The sequence below is a fragment of the Pseudomonas sp. TH06 genome (genome assembly GCF_016651305.1).
GTDB lineage: Bacteria > Pseudomonadota > Gammaproteobacteria > Pseudomonadales > Pseudomonadaceae > Aquipseudomonas.
The window spans coordinates 196,305-215,424 of sequence record NZ_JAEKEC010000001.1; the positions used below are offsets into that span (position 1 = coordinate 196,305).

The following is a 19,120-nucleotide window of genomic DNA, read 5'->3' on the forward strand; positions in this document are numbered from 1 at the left end:
CCGAACCGTTATTTCTGATCCAGCACGTGCCAGGAAAGGCGCGGGATTGCACACGACAGGTTGTATTTATGCACCGCAGGAATTTGCTCAAAGCGTCCATGGCCATTGCGGCTTACACCGGTCTGTCGGCCACCGGCCTGCTGGGCAGCCGCGCCTGGGCTGCCAATGGTGGCGCGGCTGATGGCGAGGCGCAGGCCTTCGACTTTGAAGCGCTGAAGCGTCAGGCCAAGCAGTTGGCCGGCAGTGGCTATCAGGACACCAAGCAGGTATTGCCGCCGACGCTGGCGACCATGACCCCGCAAAATTTCAATGCGATCCGCTACGACGGCGAGCATTCGTTGTGGAGGGAGAACAAGGGTCAGCTCGACGTGCAGTTCTTCCACGTCGGCATGGGGTTCCGTCAGCCGGTGCGCATGTACAGCGTCGATGCCAAGACCCGTACCGCCCGTGAGGTGCATTTCCGTCCGGCGCTCTTCAACTATGAGAACACCTCGGTCGACACCCAGCAGCTCAAGGGCGACCTGGGTTTTGCCGGCTTCAAGCTGTTCAAGGCGCCGGAACTGGATAGGCATGACGTGCTGTCATTCCTCGGCGCCAGCTATTTCCGTGCGGTCGATGCGACTGGCCAATATGGCCTCTCCGCGCGCGGTCTGGCCATCGACACTTACGCGAAGAAACGCGAAGAATTCCCCGACTTCACCAAATTCTGGTTCGAGACGCCGGATCAGAACGCCACACGGTTTGTGGTCTACGCCCTGCTCGACTCGCCGAGCGCCACTGGCGCGTATCGCTTCGACATCGATTGCCAGGCCGAGCGCGTGGTGATGGAAGTCGACGCGCACATCAATGCGCGTACCGCCATTGAACAACTCGGTATCTCGCCGATGACCAGCATGTTCAGCTGCGGCACCCACGAACGCCGTATGTGCGACACCATTCACCCGCAAATCCATGATTCGGATCGTCTGGCGATGTGGCGCGGTAACGGCGAGTGGATCTGCCGTCCGCTGAACAACCCGGCGACTCTGCAGTTCAACGCGTTTGCCGATACCGATCCAAAGGGTTTCGGCCTGGTGCAGACCGATCATGAGTTTGCCAACTACCAGGACACCGTCGACTGGTACAGCAAGCGCCCGAGCCTGTGGGTAGAACCTACAACCGCGTGGGGCGAAGGCTCTATCGATCTGCTGGAAATTCCTACAACAGGCGAGACCCTCGATAACATCGTGGCGTTCTGGACACCGAAGAAACCAGTGGCTGCCGGGGATTCGCTGAACTACGGCTACAAGCTGTACTGGAGCGCATTGCCGCCAGTGAGTACGCCGTTGGCGCGGGTGCATGCTACGCGCTCGGGCATGGGTGGCTTCGTCGAAGGCTGGGCACCGGGCGAGCATTATCCGCCGGTGTGGGCGCGTCGCTTTGCGGTGGACTTCACGGGTGGCGGCCTGGATCGTCTGCCACAGGGTACCGGAATTGAGCCGGTAGTGACTTGCTCGAACGGCAAGGTGCAGGACTTCAGCGTGCTGATGCTGGATGACATCAAGGGTTACCGGATCCTGTTTGACTGGTACCCGACCAGTGACAGCGTCGAGCCGGTGGAGCTGCGTTTGTTTATCCGCACCAATGACCGCACGTTGAGTGAAACCTGGTTGTATCAATACTTCCCGCCGGCGCCGGACAAGCGCAAATATCCTTGATGTTTCTCTAGGGTCTGATTGGGCCTCATCGCGAGCAGGCTCACTCCTACATTTAATCTGCGTCGAACACAGATTTTGTGTATGGCGAAACCCCTGTAGGAGTGAGCCTGCTCGCGATAGCGTCCGCCCAGGCAGCGCAAAGACAATCAGACAAAACAAAGCCCCGGCCATCACTGACCGGGGCTTTTTGCTTTTCAGCGGTTCACTTAATCGCGCAGGTCAGACTCGTGAATCGGCTGATCACGATGGGTCGCACGCTGATACTGCGCCGGCCACACCGCTTTGCGTCCGCCCAGATCATCATCGGCGTGCAGCGGCCAGTACGGATCACGCAACAACTCCCGAGCGAGAAAGATGATATCGGCCTGACAGGTGCGCAGAATATGCTCGGCTTGCGCAGGTTCGGTAATCATTCCGACAGTGCCGGTGGCGATGCCTGACTCTTTGCGTACCCGTTCGGCAAAACGCGTCTGGTAACCCGGCCCGACAGGAATCTCTGCATTGGCTGCCGTCCCGCCCGAGGAAACGTCGATCAGATCCACGCCAAGGGTGTGCAGGCGTCGCGCCAGCTCCACGGTTTCATCAGGATTCCAGCCGTCTTCGACCCAGTCGGTGGCCGACACACGGACAAAAACCGGCAATTCCTCCGGCCAGACAGCGCGGACGGCTTCGGTGACTTGCAGCACCAGTCGAATGCGATTTTCAAATGAACCGCCGTACTGATCGCGACGTTGATTGCTCAACGGCGAGAGAAACTGATGCAGCAGATAACCGTGCGCCGCGTGCACCTCAACCACACTGAAACCCGCCGTCAGCGCACGTTTGGCGGCATCGACAAACGCCTGAATGACCTCGGCGATCTGCCCTTCATCGAGCTGTTTCGGTTGGGTGTGTTGCGGGTCGAAGGCAATTGGCGAAGGCCCGACCGGGGTCCAGCCGCCATCGTCGGGTTTGACGCTGCCATGCTTGCCGATCCACGGCCGATGGGTGCTGGCCTTGCGCCCGGCGTGGGCGAGCTGGATGCCGGCGACGGCGCCCTGAGACGTGATGAAGCGGGTGATGCGTTGCAGCGGTTCGATCTGTTCGTCGTTCCACAGGCCGAGGTCTTCGGCGGTGATCCGCCCGTCGGCCGTGACGGCCGTGGCCTCGGTAAAAACCAGCCCGGCACCGCCCACTGCGCGGCTGCCGAGGTGCACCAGATGCCAGTCGTTGGCCAGACCGTCGACGCTGGAGTATTGGCACATCGGGGAAACGGCGATGCGGTTGGGCAGGGTCAGTTGGCGAAGGGTAAAGGGTTCAAGCAGCAGACTCATGGGGCACCTCTCAAATCAGTGGGCAGGCTCCAGGGTTCTGTTTGAAAAGTCGACGAGTGACAGGAAAGGTACAGCACCCGCCCCCGCGGGCAAAAAATTCGACAAGACGTCACAAGGCCAATCAAGCAGTGCTTAGAGCCTAGTCGACAACCGGGGATGAGGGAGGGTTCAAGACGTTTTCTGTGTGCGCCACCGAACCTGTGGCGAGGGAGCTTGCTCCCGCTCGGTTGCGCAGCAGCCGTAAAATCTGCGGGTGTGATTTTCCTGTAGCAACGTGGTTGCAGGGTTCGGGGCCGCTTCGCAGCCCAGCGGGAGCAAGCTCCCTCGCCACAAAAGCACTCAGTATTTAGCGTGGTTCGATGTGGGCAATCATCAATTGCACGGTCTCGTTGCCACGGAACTCGTTCACATCAAGTTTGTAGGCCAGTTCAACCCACTGAATGGTCGGATTCGGCCAGACCTCGCGGTCGATACCGAACGCAATACCGTCGAGCTTCACTGACCCGCACTCGCTTTTCAGCACCACTTTCAGGTGCCGTTCGCCCACGACCCGCTGTTCTACCAACTGGAACACGCCGTGAAACAGCGGCTCCGGGAAGTGTTGCCCCCAAGGTCCGGCATGGCGCAGGGCGCGGGCCAGTTCGAGGTGAAACTCTTCAACCGCCAGCGTGCCATCCGATAGCAAGCGCCCGGTCAGGTCTTCTTCGCGAAGTTGCCGACGGACTTCAGCGTCGAATGCCTCGGCAAACAGCGGAAAATTCTCCTGCGGCAAAGTCAGACCCGCCGCCATCGCATGGCCGCCGTACTTGCTGATCAGATCCGGATGCTGCGCCGCTACCACGCTCAAGGCATCGCGAATATGAAAGCCCTGAACCGAACGCCCCGAGCCCTTGAGCAAGCCATCGCCAGCATCGGCAAAAGCAATGGTCGGGCGAAAATAACGCTCTTTCATCCGCGAGGCGAGAATACCGATAACGCCTTGGTGCCATTCCGGATCGAACAGGCACAGGCCAAACGGCATCGATTCGACCGGCAAGTCCTTGAGCTGCGCCAGCGCTTCACGCTGCATGCCCTGCTCGATGGATTTGCGATCCTGGTTCATGCCGTCCAATTGCGCGGCCATCTCCCGGGCCAGATTGGCGTCGGCAGTAAGCAGGCATTCGATGCCCAGGCTCATGTCATCCAGACGCCCGGCGGCGTTCAGACGAGGTCCGACGATAAAACCCAGATCCGTGGAGGTAATACGCGCAGCGTCACGTTTGGCGACTTCGAGGATCGCCTTGATCCCCGGTCGCGCGCGCCCGGCACGAATCCGTTCCAGGCCTTGATGCACCAGAATCCGGTTGTTGGCGTCCAATGGCACCACGTCGGCGACGCTGCCCAGTGCCACCAGATCCAGCAGTTCGCCGATATTCGGCTGCGGCTTGTTCTCGTACCAACCGAGGCTGCGCAGGCGTGCTCGCAAGGCCATCAACACATAGAAAATCACCCCGACCCCGGCCAGCGCCTTGCTCGGGAATTCGCAGCCCGGCTGATTCGGATTGACCAGCGCATCGGCCAGCGGCAGTTCGTCGCCGGGCAAGTGGTGGTCAGTAATCAGCACTTTGAGGCCATGGCGCTTGGCGGCGGCGACGCCTTCGACGCTGGAGATACCGTTGTCGACCGTGATCAGCAACTGCGGCTCACGGGTCATGGCGACTTCGACGATTTCCGGAGTCAGGCCGTAGCCGTATTCGAAGCGGTTGGGTACCAGATAGTCGACGTGCGCCGCGCCCAGCAGGCGCAGGCCGAGCATGCCGACGGTGCTGGCGGTCGCGCCGTCCGCGTCGAAGTCGCCGACGATCAGGATGCGCTGACGCTGTTCCAGCGCCGTCACCAACAGGTCTACTGCGGCATCGATACCTTTAAGCTGCTGGAACGGGATCAAGCGAGCCAGGCTTTTGTCCAGTTCTGCCTCCGACTGCACGCCCCGCGCCGCGTACAAGCGGGTCAGCAGCGGCGGCAGATCACCGAGAAATGGCAGAGTGGCAGGCAGTTGGCGAGGTTCGATGCGCATGAGGTGACGGAGACTTCTCTTGAATACGTAGGATTAATCAGCAGTGGCGCGGATCAGCCGCGCTCGCCTTGCAACCATTGCAACTGGACTTCGTGCTGACCACGGTCGTCGGTGACGAAGATCGTCCCTTCGCTGATCATCACGTCCCACTTGATGACGCGGGGCATGTCCTTGGCCAGGGTTTCCAGCACTTCTTGCGGAACCGCGGCGATGTTGACGTTTTTCAGGTTCTTGATCGCCGGGATCACTTTGGTTTCCCACACGCGCAGGCTGCCGTAGGCCAGCAGGCTGGTGCGTTCGGTGCGGCGCGAGCACCAGGTCAGGCGATCGGCGTCCGGCTGGCCGACTTCGATCCAGTGCAGGACACGGTCGTCCAGACTCTTTTCCCACAACGCAGGTTCATCCACATCCGACAGACCACGGCCAAACGACAACTGCTCGTTGTACCAGAGGGCGTAGGCCAGCAGTCGCACGGTCATGCGCTCTTCGGTCTCCGAAGGATGACGGGCGATCGTCTGCTTGACGCTCTCGTAGACACTGCGGTCGAGGTCGGTGAGGTTCAGTTCGAATTTATAGGTAGTGGACGGCTGGGCCATGAACGGGCTTCTTGATACGAGGAAAGTCGGCAAGTCTAACCGATGCGGTAGGCAATCATCGAATTGATGGCGATCAACCTTGGGCGCCTGACAGCCGGCTATGTTAAAACGCTGTATCCGCTCAGCCTTGTCCTACAGGATTCAGTATGCCGTTCGCCAATAAGCCGCTCAGCGGTGTGAAAGTCATTGAATTGGGTACGTTGATTGCCGGGCCGTTTGCCTCGCGCATTTGCGGCGAGTTCGGCGCCGAAGTGATCAAGATCGAGTCGCCGGACGGCGGCGACCCACTGCGCAAGTGGCGCAAATTGTACGAAGGCACCTCCTTGTGGTGGTTCGTTCAGGCACGCAACAAAAAGTCGCTGACGCTGAATCTCAAGCACCCCGATGGTTTGGCCATCCTGAAAAAACTGCTCAGTGAGGCCGACATCCTCATCGAAAACTTCCGCCCCGGTGTGCTGGAGAAGCTCGGCCTGAGCTGGGAAACCCTGCACGCCTTGAACCCGAAACTGGTAATGGTGCGTCTATCGGGTTTCGGCCAGACCGGGCCAATGAAAGATCAGCCAGGCTTCGGTGCAGTCGGCGAATCCATGGGCGGCCTGCGCTACATCACCGGTTTCGAAGACCGGCCACCGGTGCGCACGGGTATTTCCATCGGTGATTCGATTGCCGCACTGTGGGGCGTGATCGGTGCATTGATGGCGCTGCGTCACCGCGAGGTCAACGGCGGCGTGGGCCAAGTGGTCGACGTGGCTCTGTATGAAGCGATTTTCGCGATGATGGAAAGCATGGTCCCGGAGTTCGATGTGTTCGGGTTCATCCGCGAGCGCACCGGCAACATCATGCCCGGCATCACGCCCTCCTCTATTCACACCAGCGCCGACGGCAAGCATGTGCAGATCGGCGCCAACGGTGATGCGATTTTCAAACGTTTCATGCTGGTGATTGGTCGCGAAGACCTGGCCAACGACCCGACGCTGGCCAGTAACGACGGGCGTGACGTTCGCCGAGACGAGCTGTATGGCGTAATCGATCGCTGGGTCAATTCGCTGCCGCTGCAAAGCGTGCTCGACCTGCTCAATCAGGCCGACGTACCGGTCAGCCGAATCTTCAGCGCCGAGGACATGTTCAGCGATCCGCAATACCTGTCCCGGGAAATGTTCTTGCACGCCAAGCTGCCCGACGGCAAACCCTTCAAGATGCCGGGCATCGTGCCGAAACTCTCTGAGACGCCAGGCTCGTCTGAATGGGTCGGACCGCAGCTTGGTGAACACAATGCGCAGGTACTCCACGATCTTGGCTATGACGAACAGCAGATCGCCCGACTGCGCGAAGACGGAGCCATTTGAGCTGAAACGCCAGCCGACATCGAACGCCAACCGCGCCCACCACTGGTGGACGTGGCGGCTGTTCGGCTTATTGTTTCTGCTGGTACTGCCGACATGGGCGCAGGCCAAACCGACGCTGATCTGGTTGCTGCGCGACCTGCCGCCATTAACGATTTACGAAGGTCCGAAAAAGGGCCAGGGCGTGATCGATCAACTGATGCCGATGCTGATCGCCGGCATGCCGCAATACGAACACACGCTGATGCGGGTCAATCGTGCCCGCGGCATTCAGATGCTCCATGAAGCGTCCTTCACCTGTGACCCGTCGCTGATCTGGAGCAAACAGCGGGCGCAATGGATCGCGTTTTCTATTCCCGCCTTCCGCGCTGTCAGCAATGGCCTGGTGGTGCGTCAGAAAGATCGCGAGGTACTGGCGCCATTTCTGGTGGACGGTGAAATCGATCTGGCGGCACTGTTAGCCAATGGCAAAGAGAAAATCGGCGTCGTGGCGGAGCGCAGTTACGGTGAGCGGGTCGACAACCTGTTGCAACAGGCACCGAAGGACGTACTGACATCGCATTACGGCAACGACGCGCTGAACAGTCTTCTATCGATGCAGCGCCTGGGTCGGTTACAGCTGGTATTGGGCTATTGGCCGGAGATCCGTTATCAGGCGCATCTGGCGCAAATTGCCGAAGACGAATTGCTGTTCTATCCAATCCGCGGCAACGGTAAATACCTGTCGGGTTACATTGGTTGCTCCGACACCCCTCAGGGCCGCCAGGCAATCAGCGAGATCAACCAGTTGCTGCGTACCCTGCCCCACGATCAACTGAACCAGCTCTATGCCGACTGGCTGGATCCCGACAGGCGTGCCGATTACCTCGAACAGGCCCGGGCGTTCTTCGAACAGCAGGCGGCGCAATGAGCAAATGACAGACAAAAGAAACCCCGAGAAGTGGGGAGACGACTCGGGGTTAAACGTGGCCTACCTAAAGACCCGTAGCAGCAAGCGACAAGCACCGGAGCACAATGCTTGATCCTGCTGTTACTGGGTCTGACTGACAGGGATGCAGGAAGGTTCCCACAAAAGATATTTCATTTTCAGAGCGCCGGACGCTTGTCCAGGGCCGCATTGCGCAATGCCGCGATGACACAGGGCTCCAGTCGCCCTTCGGCGATCAGGATGTCTCGGTGCAAGCCATCAACGACATCGGTCAACTGACGCTTGTCGGTCAGTTGCGCCTGATTGAATTCGCGTTCCACCACAATTGCACCGCTGCTGTTCTTCAAGGTCACCAGGCATTCACCGTGAGCGCCGCTTGGAGACAACGAAACCTGATACGGGCTCAGAGCCTCACCGAGCAATAGACTGATACTTTCCATCTCGATCTCCACTCAATCGTCCGAAAACATTGTGTCTGGGGCATGTCCACAGTAAATGACCACCGGCCCGAGAAGAAAGTTCTGCGTCATCCCGGCCGCAAGCACTGGAGGGTCACCGGTCTTTCAGAGCATGCACCGCGAAGATGACAGAAAAATAACCGTGCACTTCAAGCCTCGACAGGCTGCAAAGGTGCGATCAGGTAGCTGTCCAGCAATCCTCTCATCAGCACCGCCGAAACCGGCGTTTGCAGGCACCCCAGCAATCGCAGCCCATGCTCGCAGAGCAGCGGTTCGAGATCGTTCAGCAGACTCGACGCCACCGCCCCCAGCAGAATCAGCGCTCGCGCTTCACGCTGCAGCGCCAGATGCCGGATCAGGGCGAGGCCGTCACCGCCCTTGAGTTGCGGATCGCAAATGGCAATATCGACCGCGCCGCGATGCCCCAGTGAACATAAAGCCGCTGGCAGCGATGGCGCGGTCAGGACGTCATAGATGCCAATGGCGTTGAGCATTTGATGCAATGCCATCAACTGAAACGGATTGGGTTCAAGAATCAGGACTTTAAGCGAGCGCATGGGCGACCTCTGAAACGACAATCGCGGACTCTCACCGCAGTTGCCGTTCACTGTAGGGCAGCCGTCTTAAGCCTCCCATCGGAAAAGTAGCCGCGTCTTATAGGACATTTCCCAACTTCAATGCAGACAACGGCAGCCACTCTCCGTCCGACGCTGAGTTATGTCCGTCCAGCCCCCCAGTAGCCCGCGCAACTTGCCGTCGACACTGTAGAACGGCACCGTCCATTGGTAGACCTCGCGCGGGCCACTCTTGAATTGCAATTGCCGCTTAATGAAGCGCGAGGTGCGCGTGCGCAACTGCACCATGAACTCTTCATGGAGCAACACGGCCGTGGCCTCGGGCAGCGCATCGATCTCGATCAGCAGCCGCCCCTGCACTTGATCCTGGCGCACTGAAAGCGCCTCCTCATAACTGCGGTTGCACATGACCAGGCGTCCTTGCAGATCCCGAACGAACACGGGATCGGGCATGGAATCGATCAGCGCGTGCTGAAAGGCCAATTGGTCGCCCAGGCTCTGCTCGGCAGCACCGCGCTGCTTGATCACTGCGGCCAGGCGACGATTCCACACTAGCGACAGCAGGCCGAACACGCCAAGGACTGCCATTGCCCAACAGCCCCACCCGACCAGCCGCCGCCAGACCGAGGGCACGGGAGGCGGTGAGATGCCCTCCAGCCATTTCAGGCGAATGGCGCGTAGCTCGGCAGCGGGAAACGCCTCCAATGCTTTGTTGAGAATGCTCAAGAGTTCCGGCATGCCCTTGCGCACGGCCAGATGATCAGCCTCCCACTTGCCTTCCACCAGCCCGCCGACCTTGAGCAACCCCAACGGATAGAGCTGCGCACCGATCTCGTTTTCGATCGTGGCGTAAGCCTCGCCACTCTCGACCAATGCCCGCGCTTCGGCGTAGGTTTTCACCGAGCGAATTTCGATCGACGGGTAATCACGCCGAATCAGATCTTCCAGCGCATGCCGGGCCGGCAGCACCACGACGCGCTTGGTCAGTTGTTCCAGCGACTCTACCGATGGCGCTCCCGCACGCCCGACGAACACCCAGCCTGCGCCGCCAAAGGCATGGCTGAAATCCAGAAACACCTTGCGCTCGTCACTCATCGCCAGCGTAGTACTGATGTCCGCAGCGCCACTCTCAAGGCGCTCGAGCATGTGATCGGTGGAAAACGATTCATGGTGCACAAACTGCAGGCCGGTCATGGCACTGATTTGCTTGAGCACATCATTGTTCAACCCGCTCCACTGCGCGTGCTCATCCTGAAACAGGTACAGCGGGTACTGCACCGAAGCCACCGTCACCTTCGGGTTATCGCGAATCCATTGACGCTCATGCTCATCGAGTTCGACAGGCTGAACATTGTGTGTCCGGGCATCGTCACGCAGCGCCAGTTGCGCCGCCACACTGCTGCCCATTCCCGTCAGCATTGCCAACACTAACAACCAGCCCAGTGCTGGTTTGAAACCTCTATAAAACAGCATTGCCACATCCTTCGTGATCGACTCACCCGTCCTTCATGGGTGAAAACCCGAGCAGTGTGGCAGCAGAAACAAAAAAGCCCGTCAGGAGACGGGCTTCAAAATGTGACAGCTTTTGCAGGCTTAAAGCGGCTTGCCACGGTTGCCATGCTGGCTGACAAAGGCTTGCACGGCTTTCAGCTCGTTTGGCAGAACGGTGCAGCGCTCGTTTCGCTCAAACAAATCAGAAAGATGTGCAGGTAGTTCGAGAGCTTTTCCTACACCGGCTTTTTCCACCGCGTCAGGGAATTTCACCGGGTGAGCAGTTCCCAGGATCACCATCGGGATGTCCAGACTGCGACGGCATTCGCGCGCGGCCTTGACGCCGATCGCAGTGTGCGGGTCCAGCACTTCGCCAGTCTGCTCGAAGACTTCGGCGATGGTCTCGCAGGTTTGCGCATCGTCCACGGCCAGCGAATCGAACAGTTTGCGCGCCTCGGTCCAGCGCTCTTGCTCGACGCTGAAACTGCCGTCCTTCTTGAACGAGTCCATCAGGCCGGCAATCGCCGCCCCGTTGCGACCGTGCAGGTCGAACAGCAGACGTTCGAAGTTCGACGAGACCATGATGTCCATCGACGGCGACAGCGTGGCGTGCAAGGTTTCCTTGACGTACTGGTTGCCGCTCATGAAGCGGTGCAGGATGTCGTTGCGGTTGGTGGCGACGATCAACTGGTTGATCGGCAGGCCCATGTTGCGCGCCAGGTAGCCGGCGAAGATGTCGCCGAAGTTGCCGGTTGGCACCGAGAACGACACCGAACGTGCCGGACCGCCCAACTGCAGGGCTGCGTGGAAGTAGTAAACGATCTGGGCCATGATCCGCGCCCAGTTGATCGAGTTCACGGCGACCAGACGCGTGCCTTTGAGGAAGCTCTGATCGGCGAAGCTGGCCTTGACCATTTCCTGGCAGTCATCGAAGTTGCCTTCGATGGCGATGTTGTGGACGTTCTCGCCGAAAATCGTGGTCATCTGGCGACGCTGCACTTCGGACACACGGTTGTGCGGGTGCAGGATGAAGATGTCGACGTTTTCGCAGTGCTTGCAGCCTTCAATGGCGGCCGAACCGGTATCACCGGAAGTGGCACCAACGATGACCACGCGCTCGCCGCGTTTTTCCAGCACGTAATCAAGCAGGCGACCGAGCAGTTGCAGGGCGAAATCCTTGAACGCCAGGGTCGGGCCGTGGAACAGCTCCAGCACCCATTCGTTGCCGTTCAGTTGACGCAACGGCGCGACGGCGCTGTGCGAGAACACGCCGTAGGTTTCTTCGAGGATCTTTTTGAAATCGGCGTCAGGGATGCTGCCGGTGACAAACGGGCGCATGACGCGGAAGGCCAGTTCGTGATACGGCAGGCCGGCCCAGGAAGCGATTTCTTCCTGGGTGAAACGTGGCAGGTTTTCCGGGACGTACAGACCGCCGTCGGTGGCGAGACCGGCCAGCAGGACGTCTTCGAAATTCAGGGCCGGTGCCTGGCCGCGGGTACTGATGTAACGCATAGGGGCAAACCTTCGGTTTGAGCTACAAGCTTTGAGCTGCAAGCTACAAGTGAAAAGCGGCTCTGCTTTTACGTGCAGCTTGAAGCTTGAAACTTGCCGCTGGTGTTAATTCAAGTGTTCGACGCGGATCCGTACGACCGGACCATTCACGCCGGCCAGGGCTTCGAGGGCGGCGATGGCATCGTTGATGCGCTGCTCGACCACGCGGTGGGTCAGCAGGATCATTGGCACCAGACCGTCGTGTTCCTCGACTTCCTTCTGCATGATCGACTCGATGTTAATGCCGCGCTCCGAGAGGATGCTCGCCACCTGAGCGAGTACGCCCGGATGGTCCTTGGCCTGAATGCGCAGGTAGTAAGCGCTTTCGCAGGCTTCGATCGGCAGGATCGGATGGGCCGACAGCGAGTCCGGCTGGAAGGCCAGGTGCGGCACACGGTTTTCCGGATCGGAAGTCATGGCGCGAACCACGTCCACCAGGTCGGCGATCACCGACGACGCGGTTGGCTCCATGCCGGCGCCAGCACCGTAGAACAGCGTCGAACCGGCGGCGTCACCGTTGACCATCACGGCGTTCATCACGCCGTTGACGTTGGCGATCAGACGATCGGCCGGGATCAGCGTCGGGTGTACGCGCAGCTCGATACCGGCAGCGGTGCTGCGGGCCACACCAAGGTGCTTGATGCGATAGCCCAGCGCTTCGGCGTAGTTCACGTCGGCGGTGGTCAGCTTGGTGATGCCTTCGGTGTAGGCCTTGTCGAACTGCAACGGAATGCCGAACGCGATGGACGCTAGAATCGTCAGCTTGTGCGCCGCGTCGATGCCTTCGACGTCGAAGGTCGGATCGGCTTCGGCGTAACCCAGTGCCTGCGCTTCGACCAGCACGTCTTCAAACGTGCGGCCCTTCTCGCGCATCTCGGTGAGGATGAAGTTACCGGTGCCGTTGATGATCCCGGCGACCCAGTTGATGCGGTTGGCGGACAGGCCTTCGCGGATCGCCTTGATCACCGGAATGCCACCGGCCACGGCCGCTTCGAACGCCACGATCACGCCTTTCTCGCGTGCCTTGGCGAAAATTTCATTACCGTGAACGGCAATCAGAGCCTTGTTCGCGGTGACCACATGCTTGCCATTCTCGATGGCCTTGAGTACCAGCTCGCGGGCAACGGTGTAGCCGCCCATCAGCTCTATGACGATGTCGATCTCAGGGTTCGTGGCCACTTCGAAGACATCGTTGGTAATCGCAATACCGGTCGTCTGGAACTGAGGCTTTGGCGTGCGCATGGCAATTTGTGCCACTTCGATCCCACGCCCGGCACGACGAGCAATTTCCTCGGCGTTGCGCTGAAGTACGTTGAAGGTACCGCCACCGACGGTCCCTAACCCACAGATGCCTACTTTGACCGGATTCACTGTGAACTCCCCATAAAACGGCCGACGCAGGGTCGGCCGGAAAACAACCGCGTGCTCGCGGTTCTCTATTAATGGCCCGGCGTTGTTGCCACCGGACCATGATCGTCAAAGGCTGACCGTGACGATGCGAATTACTTCGCGCCCAGCGCCAGTTTGGCGACTTGTGGCGCAGGCTGGTAGCCCGGAATGACTTGTCCGTCGGCCAAAACGATGGCCGGTGTGCCGTTCACGCCGATCGACTGACCGAGGGCGAACTGCTTGGAAACCGGGTTATCGCACTTGGCGGCCTTGATTTCCTTGCCATCGACCATTTTGTCCATGGCGGCTTTCTTGTCTTTCGAGCACCACACCGCTTGCAGTTGCTCGTCACCCGGCGAGCCGAGGCCCTGACGCGGGAACGCTACATAACGCACTTCAATGCCGCGCTTGTTCAGCTCAGGCACTTCGGCGTGCAGTTTGTGGCAGTACGGGCAGGTGGTGTCGGTAAACACGGTGATGAACGATTTGGTCTCGCCCACGGCCGGGTAGACCACGGTTTCGGCCACCGGGATGGCGTTGATCAGCTTGGAGATGCCGACGCGCTCGGCTTTCTCGGTCAGGTTCACCGGTTTGCCGTCCTTGAGCTGGAACAGATAACCCTGAACGATGTACTGGCCGTCGGCGCTGGCGTACAGCACGCGGCTGCCCTTGAGCTTGACTTCGTACATGCCCGGCAACGGACTGGCGCTGATGCTTTCTACCGGAACCTCGAGTTCGAGTTTTTCCAGGCTTTGACGAATCGCTTTGTCGGCCGCGTCATCGGCGACGGCAAAGGTGCTGACCAACGCAATGGCTGCGGCGGCGAAAATCTGGGTCAGACGCATGAGAACTCCTGAAGGCGGACAAATGGATCGGTCAGAACGCCCGTGGGGAAACACCGGGTCATAACCGTCCATCGTGCAAACCGGCAAAGCCTAACACATAAGGTGACGGTGGCCGAATGCGCCTGTCGTCGCTCATTACACCCACCCCATGTAGGAACTGCCGAAGGCTGCAATCTGTTGACTTTGTTTTTCATTGAATCAAAAGCAAGATCAAAAGATCGCAGCCTTCGGCAGCTCCTACAGGGAGAGTTGTGTGTATTCAGCCTCTTGGGTGGTGTTTGGCGTGCAGGTCCTGCAATCGGGCGCGGGCGACGTGGGTGTAGATCTGGGTGGTCGAGAGGTCACTGTGCCCGAGCAGCATTTGCACCACGCGCAGGTCGGCGCCATGGTTGAGCAGGTGCGTGGCAAACGCATGGCGCAAGGTATGCGGCGACAGCGATTTGCCGATTCCGGCGACCTTGGCCTGATGCTTGATGCGGTGCCAGAAGGTCTGGCGAGTCATCTGCTCGCCGCGCTGACTGGGGAACAGCACATCGCTGGGGCGACCGCCGAGCAGTTCGCCACGGCCATCGCGCATATAACGCTCGATCCAGACAATCGCCTCCTCGCCCATCGGCACCAGTCGCTCCTTGCTGCCCTTGCCCATCACCCGCAAAACGCCCTGACGCAGGTTGACCTGCTCCAGAGTCAGGCTGATCAGTTCGGTCACCCGCAAGCCGCAGGCGTACAACACTTCGAGCATGGCGCGGTCACGCTGGCCGATTGCTTCACTCAGATCCGGCGCCTTCAACAGCGCTTCCACATCCGCCTCCGATAGGGATTTAGGCAGCGGCCTACCCAACTGCGGCATGTCGACACGCAATGTCGGATCGACACTGATCAGCTTTTCCCGCAGCAGATAGCGATAAAACCCACGCACACCGGAGAGAAATCTCGCGGTGGAACGTGGTTTGTAGTTCTGCTCCAGACGCCAGGCCAGATGATCGAGGATCAACTCGCGGCCGGCGTTGGCCAGCTCGAGGTTTTTCTCCTGCAACCAGCCATTGAACAGCGCCAGATCGCTGCGATAAGCGTCGCGGGTGTTGTCGGACAGGCCTTTTTCCAGCCACAGGGCGTCGAGGAATTGGTCAATCAGCGGATGGTCGATGGCAGGCATGGGCGCTCAAGACACACAGCCTCAGGGCCGTGCGCAAATGTAGAGTGAACTGTAGGAATGGGCGCTAGTCTTTCATAGCCCGCTATTTCAAGGAACAGGGAGCATCAATGAACGAACAGCAAATCCTCTTGGCATTTGGCGGGATTGGCGTGGCGGCGCTGGGTTGTCAGTGGTTGGCCTGGCGCCTGAAATTGCCGGCGATTCTGTTTCTGTTGTTGACCGGCATTCTGGTCGGCCCGGTACTGGGCTGGCTCGATCCACAGGAAATGTTCGGGCCGTTGCTGATGCCGCTGGTGTCGCTGGCAGTGGCGCTGATTCTGTTCGAAGGCAGCCTGACGCTGCACTTGTCGGAATGGAAAGAGATTGGCAGCGTTGTGCATCGGCTGGTGACCATTGGCGCGATCTCCACCTGGATCGTCATCGCGGTCGCCACGCATTATTTGCTCGGCTTTGACTGGATGCTGGCCATCCTCTTCGGCAGTTTGACGCTGGTGACCGGTCCGACAGTGATCGTGCCGATGCTGCGGGTGGTGCGGCCGAAAGCCTCGATCGCCAATATTCTGCGCTGGGAAGGCATTGTCATCGACCCGATCGGCGCCCTCCTCGCTGTCGTGGTTTACAGCTTCATCATTGCCAGTGCTGAGGGGCATGGTCTCAAACAGAGTCTGTTCACCTTCGGCGGGGTGATTCTGTGTGGTGCGGTGTTCGGCATTGTCGGCGGCTGGCTGCTGGGAACAGTGATCCGCCGGCAGTGGCTGCCGGAGTACCTGCATAACCTCGCCTCCCTGGCGGCGGTGCTGGGGATTTTCATTGCCTCCAACGAGGTCATGCATGAGTCCGGCCTGCTGGCGGTGACGCTGATGGGCATGTGGCTGGCCAACATGAAAGGCGTGGATGTGCGGCACATCCTGCACTTCAAGGAAAACCTCAGCGTGCTGCTGATTTCCGGGCTGTTCATTCTGTTGGCGGCTCGCCTGGACTTGAACGCCTTGATTGGTCTGGGTCCGCTGGTGCTGATTTTGCTGCTGGTGATTCAATTGATCGCCCGGCCGCTGAACGTGGTGCTGAGCACGGCGGGCTCCAGCCTGAGCTGGCGTGAGCGTGCCTTGCTGTGCTGGATCGCACCACGAGGGATTGTCGCGGCGGCGGTGTCGGCGATTTTCGCCATTCGCCTGGATGAGGCCGGCCATGAAGGCGCGCTGCTGCTGGTGCCACTGACCTTTGCGGTGATCATCGGCACGGTGGTGCTGCAAAGCGCGACCGCACGACCGTTGGCGCGACTGCTGAAGGTCGCGGAGCCTGCGCCCAGCGGCTTCCTGATCGTGGGAGCGAACGGTCCGGCGCGAGAGCTGGGCAAGTCGCTGCAACAACTGGGCAGCCGCGTGCTGCTGACTGATTCGAGCTGGGAAAACATTCGTGCGGCGCGTATGGAAGGGCTACCAACCTACTTCGGCAATCCGGCTTCGCAGCATGCCGATGCGCATCTGGATCTGGTCGGGCTGGGGCATCTGCTGGCGCTGTCACCGTCGGGTGAGCTAAACACATTGGCGGCAATGCGCTTTCGTCATGACTTCGGGCATCAACGTTTGTTTGGGTTGGCCAGCGGTCATGAAAGCCGCCGCAGCGACAAACACCGCGCAAGCCTTGAGCATCGCGGCAACCAGTTGGGCAGCGACGCGTTCACTTACTCGAAACTGGCCAGCCAGATGGGCCAGGGTGCCGAGTTGTACAGCACGACATTGACGGATGGTTTTGGCTGGGAGGATTACCGGGCGTTGCATGGCAATCGGGCGACCCTGCTATTCATGCGCGATGACAGTGGCTGGGTGCATGTGGTGACGCCGGAGACTACGGTGAAGCCTGGATCGGGGTGGACGTTGCTGGCGTTGATTCTGCCTGAGGCCAGCAGCGCTTCTTAAACAGAATCGCGAGCAGGCTCACTCCTACAAGGGAACGCATTCCAACTGCAGGAGTGAGCCTGCTCGCGATGGCCGTCATTCGGTTTCAGATCAGGCAGAGAACCCTGGCAGCACCGGCACTGGCCGCTTGTCATCATCGATAGCGACAAAGCTGAACTGACCGTGAATCGCCTTTTCGCGCCCATCACAGCTCATGCTTTCAACAAACACTTCCACCTCGACCTTGAGGCTGGTGTTGCCGACCTTGATCACTTTCCCCACCAACTCGACGATCGAGCCGGCCGGAATCGCGTGGTTGAAGTCGATGCGATCAGTGGAAACCGTCACCAGTGGCAAACGGCAAAAACGCGTAGCGGTGATGAACGACACTTCGTCCATCCACGCCAGCGCAGTGCCGCCGAACAGGGTGTTGTGGTGGTTGGTGGTCGGTGGGAAAACGGCTTTGGTTACGCGGGTCACCGAGAGCTCGGTGCGGCGTTCGATTTCCTGGTCACGGGTAGACATGAGAGATGACTCGTAAAGAGCAGACAGCAAATCGAAAACAAGATCAAAAGATCGCAGCCTTCGGCAGCTCCTACAGGATAAGGGCAGTTAATTTCAGGCAACAAAAAAGCAGCCCGTAGGCTGCTTTTTTCTGCATCGGAAGCTGGACTTAAGCCAGTTTTTCCTTGATGCGAGCTGCTTTACCCGACAGGTCGCGCAGGTAGTACAGCTTGGCTTTACGTACGTCACCGCGACGTTTAACAGCCATGCTGTCGATCTGCGGGGAGTAGGTCTGGAAAGTACGTTCTACGCCAACACCGTTGGAGATTTTACGAACGGTGAACGCACTGTTCACGCCGCGGTTACGCTTGGCGATTACAACGCCTTCGAACGCTTGCAGACGGGAACGATCGCCTTCCTTCACTTTCACCTGAACGACAATAGTGTCGCCTGGAGCGAAGGTAGGGATTTCTTTGGTCATCTGCTCTGCTTCGAGTGCAAGGATGATTTTGTTGGTCATGCTGTGCTCCTAAGGTAAATCAACTGATCTACCATCGATACGTTGTTAACTATCGTCCCGCTCGCGGATGTATTCCTCGAGCAGCTTCTTCTCTTCTCCAGAAAGCGAGCGGCTTTCCAGAAGATCGGCGCGTCGTTCAAAGGTCCTACCAAGGGACTGCTGTAAACGCCAACGCCGGATATGCGCGTGGTTGCCACTCAGCAACACGTCGGGTACACGCTGATCCGCATACACCTCAGGTCGGGTGTAGTGCGGGCAATCCAGCAGACCATCCGTAAAGGAATCTTCCTCGGCGGAGTCTGCATGCCCTAAAGCTCCAGGCAGCAGTCGTGTAACCGCATCGATCAGGACCATGGCCGGCAGCTCGCCGCCAGACAGTACATAGTCGCCAATCGACCACTCTTCATCGACATGAGCCTCAATAAAGCGCTCGTCAATGCCTTCATAGCGGCCGGCAATCAGGATCAATGCATCCGATTTCGCCAACTCGCGTACCGCCGACTGATTCAGTTGACGGCCTTGGGGGGACAGGTAAATAACCTTCGCCGCCTCCCCGGCTGCTGCCTTGGCCTGAACCAGAGCATCTTCCAGGGGCTTGATCTTCATCACCATGCCCGGACCACCGCCAAACGGGCGATCGTCCACAGTGTGATGCCGATCCGTCGTGTAATCCCGCGGGTTCCAACAGGTCAGCTGCAAGAGCCCCTGTTTGACCGCTCGACTGGTGATGCCGTAGTCGCCGATGGCGGAAAACATCTCGGGAAACAAACTGATCACTTCTACGCGCAAGTTAGCCACGC

At 59.4% G+C, this 19,120-nt stretch carries 17 protein-coding genes; 4 read left to right on the plus strand and 13 right to left on the minus strand.

Annotated features, from left to right (window positions below):
- Positions 1-68 precede the first annotated feature (68 nt).
- Positions 69-1,697, plus strand: a complete 1,629-nt coding sequence (locus JFT86_RS01025) for a glucan biosynthesis protein D (RefSeq protein WP_201235067.1) — start codon at positions 69-71, stop codon at positions 1,695-1,697.
- Between the two features lie 206 nt (positions 1,698-1,903).
- On the opposite strand, the gene JFT86_RS01030 is transcribed toward JFT86_RS01025, so the two are convergent.
- From JFT86_RS01030 to JFT86_RS01040, 3 genes are all read right to left on the minus strand, one after another.
- Positions 1,904-3,010, minus strand: coding sequence for an NADH:flavin oxidoreductase/NADH oxidase (locus JFT86_RS01030; protein ID WP_201235068.1), 1,107 nt, complete (start codon positions 3,008-3,010; stop codon positions 1,904-1,906).
- Between the two features lie 346 nt (positions 3,011-3,356).
- On the minus strand, positions 3,357-5,066 hold the full coding sequence (gene recJ, locus JFT86_RS01035) for a single-stranded-DNA-specific exonuclease RecJ (RefSeq protein ID WP_201235069.1): 1,710 nt from the start codon (positions 5,064-5,066) through the stop codon (positions 3,357-3,359).
- Positions 5,067-5,119: 53 nt separating this feature from the next.
- Positions 5,120-5,662 carry a YaeQ family protein gene (locus JFT86_RS01040; protein ID WP_007908961.1) on the minus strand — a complete coding sequence of 181 codons (543 nt, stop codon included), beginning with the start codon at positions 5,660-5,662 and terminating at the stop codon, positions 5,120-5,122.
- 146 nt (positions 5,663-5,808) lie between these two features.
- Between JFT86_RS01040 and JFT86_RS01045 the strand changes: the two genes are divergently transcribed.
- Together JFT86_RS01045 and JFT86_RS01050 are read left to right on the plus strand one after the other, a co-directional pair.
- Positions 5,809-7,008, plus strand: a complete 1,200-nt coding sequence (locus JFT86_RS01045; RefSeq protein WP_201235070.1) for a CaiB/BaiF CoA-transferase family protein — start codon at positions 5,809-5,811, stop codon at positions 7,006-7,008.
- On the plus strand, positions 6,962-7,915 hold the full coding sequence (locus JFT86_RS01050) for a TIGR02285 family protein (RefSeq protein WP_201235071.1): 954 nt from the start codon (positions 6,962-6,964) through the stop codon (positions 7,913-7,915). Before JFT86_RS01045 ends, JFT86_RS01050 begins: the two co-directional genes overlap by 47 nt.
- A 176-nt stretch (positions 7,916-8,091) precedes the next feature.
- On the opposite strand, the gene JFT86_RS01055 is transcribed toward JFT86_RS01050, so the two are convergent.
- The 7 genes from JFT86_RS01055 to xerD all read right to left on the minus strand — a co-directional run bounded on the left by JFT86_RS01055 (position 8,092) and on the right by xerD (position 15,398).
- A complete protein-coding gene (locus tag JFT86_RS01055) occupies positions 8,092-8,373 on the minus strand; it encodes a DUF3509 domain-containing protein (protein WP_201235072.1) in 282 nt (93 codons plus the stop codon).
- 167 nt (positions 8,374-8,540) lie between these two features.
- Positions 8,541-8,948: a response regulator gene (locus JFT86_RS01060; RefSeq protein ID WP_201235073.1), complete on the minus strand. Its 408-nt coding sequence runs from the start codon at positions 8,946-8,948 to the stop codon at positions 8,541-8,543.
- A gap of 117 nt (positions 8,949-9,065) precedes the next feature.
- Positions 9,066-10,439, minus strand: a complete 1,374-nt coding sequence (locus JFT86_RS01065; protein ID WP_201235074.1) for a transporter substrate-binding domain-containing protein — start codon at positions 10,437-10,439, stop codon at positions 9,066-9,068.
- A 120-nt stretch (positions 10,440-10,559) separates the two neighbouring features.
- A complete protein-coding gene (gene thrC, locus JFT86_RS01070) occupies positions 10,560-11,969 on the minus strand; it encodes a threonine synthase (RefSeq protein WP_201235075.1) in 1,410 nt (469 codons plus the stop codon).
- Positions 11,970-12,074: 105 nt separating this feature from the next.
- Positions 12,075-13,379: a homoserine dehydrogenase gene (locus tag JFT86_RS01075; protein ID WP_129389614.1), complete on the minus strand. Its 1,305-nt coding sequence runs from the start codon at positions 13,377-13,379 to the stop codon at positions 12,075-12,077.
- 131 nt (positions 13,380-13,510) lie between these two features.
- Complete coding sequence (gene dsbC, locus JFT86_RS01080) at positions 13,511-14,242, minus strand: bifunctional protein-disulfide isomerase/oxidoreductase DsbC (RefSeq protein WP_201235076.1); 732 nt, start codon at positions 14,240-14,242, stop codon at positions 13,511-13,513.
- 259 nt (positions 14,243-14,501) lie between these two features.
- Positions 14,502-15,398 (minus strand): site-specific tyrosine recombinase XerD, encoded by an 897-nt coding sequence (gene xerD / locus JFT86_RS01085; RefSeq protein WP_201235077.1) that lies wholly within the window; start codon positions 15,396-15,398, stop codon positions 14,502-14,504.
- Positions 15,399-15,505: 107 nt separating this feature from the next.
- On the opposite strand from xerD, the gene JFT86_RS01090 reads away from it, so the two are divergent.
- Positions 15,506-17,317, plus strand: coding sequence for a sodium:proton antiporter (locus JFT86_RS01090; protein ID WP_201235078.1), 1,812 nt, complete (start codon positions 15,506-15,508; stop codon positions 17,315-17,317).
- Positions 17,318-17,407: 90 nt separating this feature from the next.
- Here the strand turns inward: JFT86_RS01090 and JFT86_RS01095 are convergent, their stop codons facing one another.
- The 3 genes from JFT86_RS01095 to trmD form a co-directional block, all read right to left on the minus strand.
- Positions 17,408-17,821 carry an acyl-CoA thioesterase gene (locus tag JFT86_RS01095; RefSeq protein WP_201235079.1) on the minus strand — a complete coding sequence of 138 codons (414 nt, stop codon included), beginning with the start codon at positions 17,819-17,821 and terminating at the stop codon, positions 17,408-17,410.
- Between the two features lie 148 nt (positions 17,822-17,969).
- Complete coding sequence (gene rplS, locus JFT86_RS01100) at positions 17,970-18,320, minus strand: 50S ribosomal protein L19 (RefSeq protein WP_003175895.1); 351 nt, start codon at positions 18,318-18,320, stop codon at positions 17,970-17,972.
- 45 nt (positions 18,321-18,365) lie between these two features.
- Complete coding sequence (trmD, locus tag JFT86_RS01105; protein ID WP_201235080.1) at positions 18,366-19,118, minus strand: tRNA (guanosine(37)-N1)-methyltransferase TrmD; 753 nt, start codon at positions 19,116-19,118, stop codon at positions 18,366-18,368.
- Positions 19,119-19,120 lie beyond the last annotated feature (2 nt).

What these genes read in the sequence shown, in the direction of transcription:
- dsbC (WP_201235076.1), bottom strand. Translation starts at nt 14,242, where the DNA reads ATGCGTCTGACCCAGATTTTCGCCGCCGCAGCCATTGCGTTGGTCAGC.
- JFT86_RS01060 (WP_201235073.1), bottom strand. Translation starts at nt 8,948, where the DNA reads ATGCGCTCGCTTAAAGTCCTGATTCTTGAACCCAATCCGTTTCAGTTG.
- JFT86_RS01065 (WP_201235074.1), bottom strand. Translation starts at nt 10,439, where the DNA reads ATGCTGTTTTATAGAGGTTTCAAACCAGCACTGGGCTGGTTGTTAGTG.
- JFT86_RS01030 (WP_201235068.1), bottom strand. Translation starts at nt 3,010, where the DNA reads ATGAGTCTGCTGCTTGAACCCTTTACCCTTCGCCAACTGACCCTGCCC.
- JFT86_RS01025 (WP_201235067.1), top strand. Translation starts at nt 69, where the DNA reads ATGCACCGCAGGAATTTGCTCAAAGCGTCCATGGCCATTGCGGCTTAC.
- JFT86_RS01050 (WP_201235071.1), top strand. Translation starts at nt 6,962, where the DNA reads ATGACGAACAGCAGATCGCCCGACTGCGCGAAGACGGAGCCATTTGAG.
- JFT86_RS01045 (WP_201235070.1), top strand. Translation starts at nt 5,809, where the DNA reads ATGCCGTTCGCCAATAAGCCGCTCAGCGGTGTGAAAGTCATTGAATTG.
- thrC (WP_201235075.1), bottom strand. Translation starts at nt 11,969, where the DNA reads ATGCGTTACATCAGTACCCGCGGCCAGGCACCGGCCCTGAATTTCGAA.
- xerD (WP_201235077.1), bottom strand. Translation starts at nt 15,398, where the DNA reads ATGCCTGCCATCGACCATCCGCTGATTGACCAATTCCTCGACGCCCTG.
- JFT86_RS01040 (WP_007908961.1), bottom strand. Translation starts at nt 5,662, where the DNA reads ATGGCCCAGCCGTCCACTACCTATAAATTCGAACTGAACCTCACCGAC.
- rplS (WP_003175895.1), bottom strand. Translation starts at nt 18,320, where the DNA reads ATGACCAACAAAATCATCCTTGCACTCGAAGCAGAGCAGATGACCAAA.
- JFT86_RS01090 (WP_201235078.1), top strand. Translation starts at nt 15,506, where the DNA reads ATGAACGAACAGCAAATCCTCTTGGCATTTGGCGGGATTGGCGTGGCG.
- recJ (WP_201235069.1), bottom strand. Translation starts at nt 5,066, where the DNA reads ATGCGCATCGAACCTCGCCAACTGCCTGCCACTCTGCCATTTCTCGGT.
- JFT86_RS01095 (WP_201235079.1), bottom strand. Translation starts at nt 17,821, where the DNA reads ATGTCTACCCGTGACCAGGAAATCGAACGCCGCACCGAGCTCTCGGTG.
- JFT86_RS01055 (WP_201235072.1), bottom strand. Translation starts at nt 8,373, where the DNA reads ATGGAAAGTATCAGTCTATTGCTCGGTGAGGCTCTGAGCCCGTATCAG.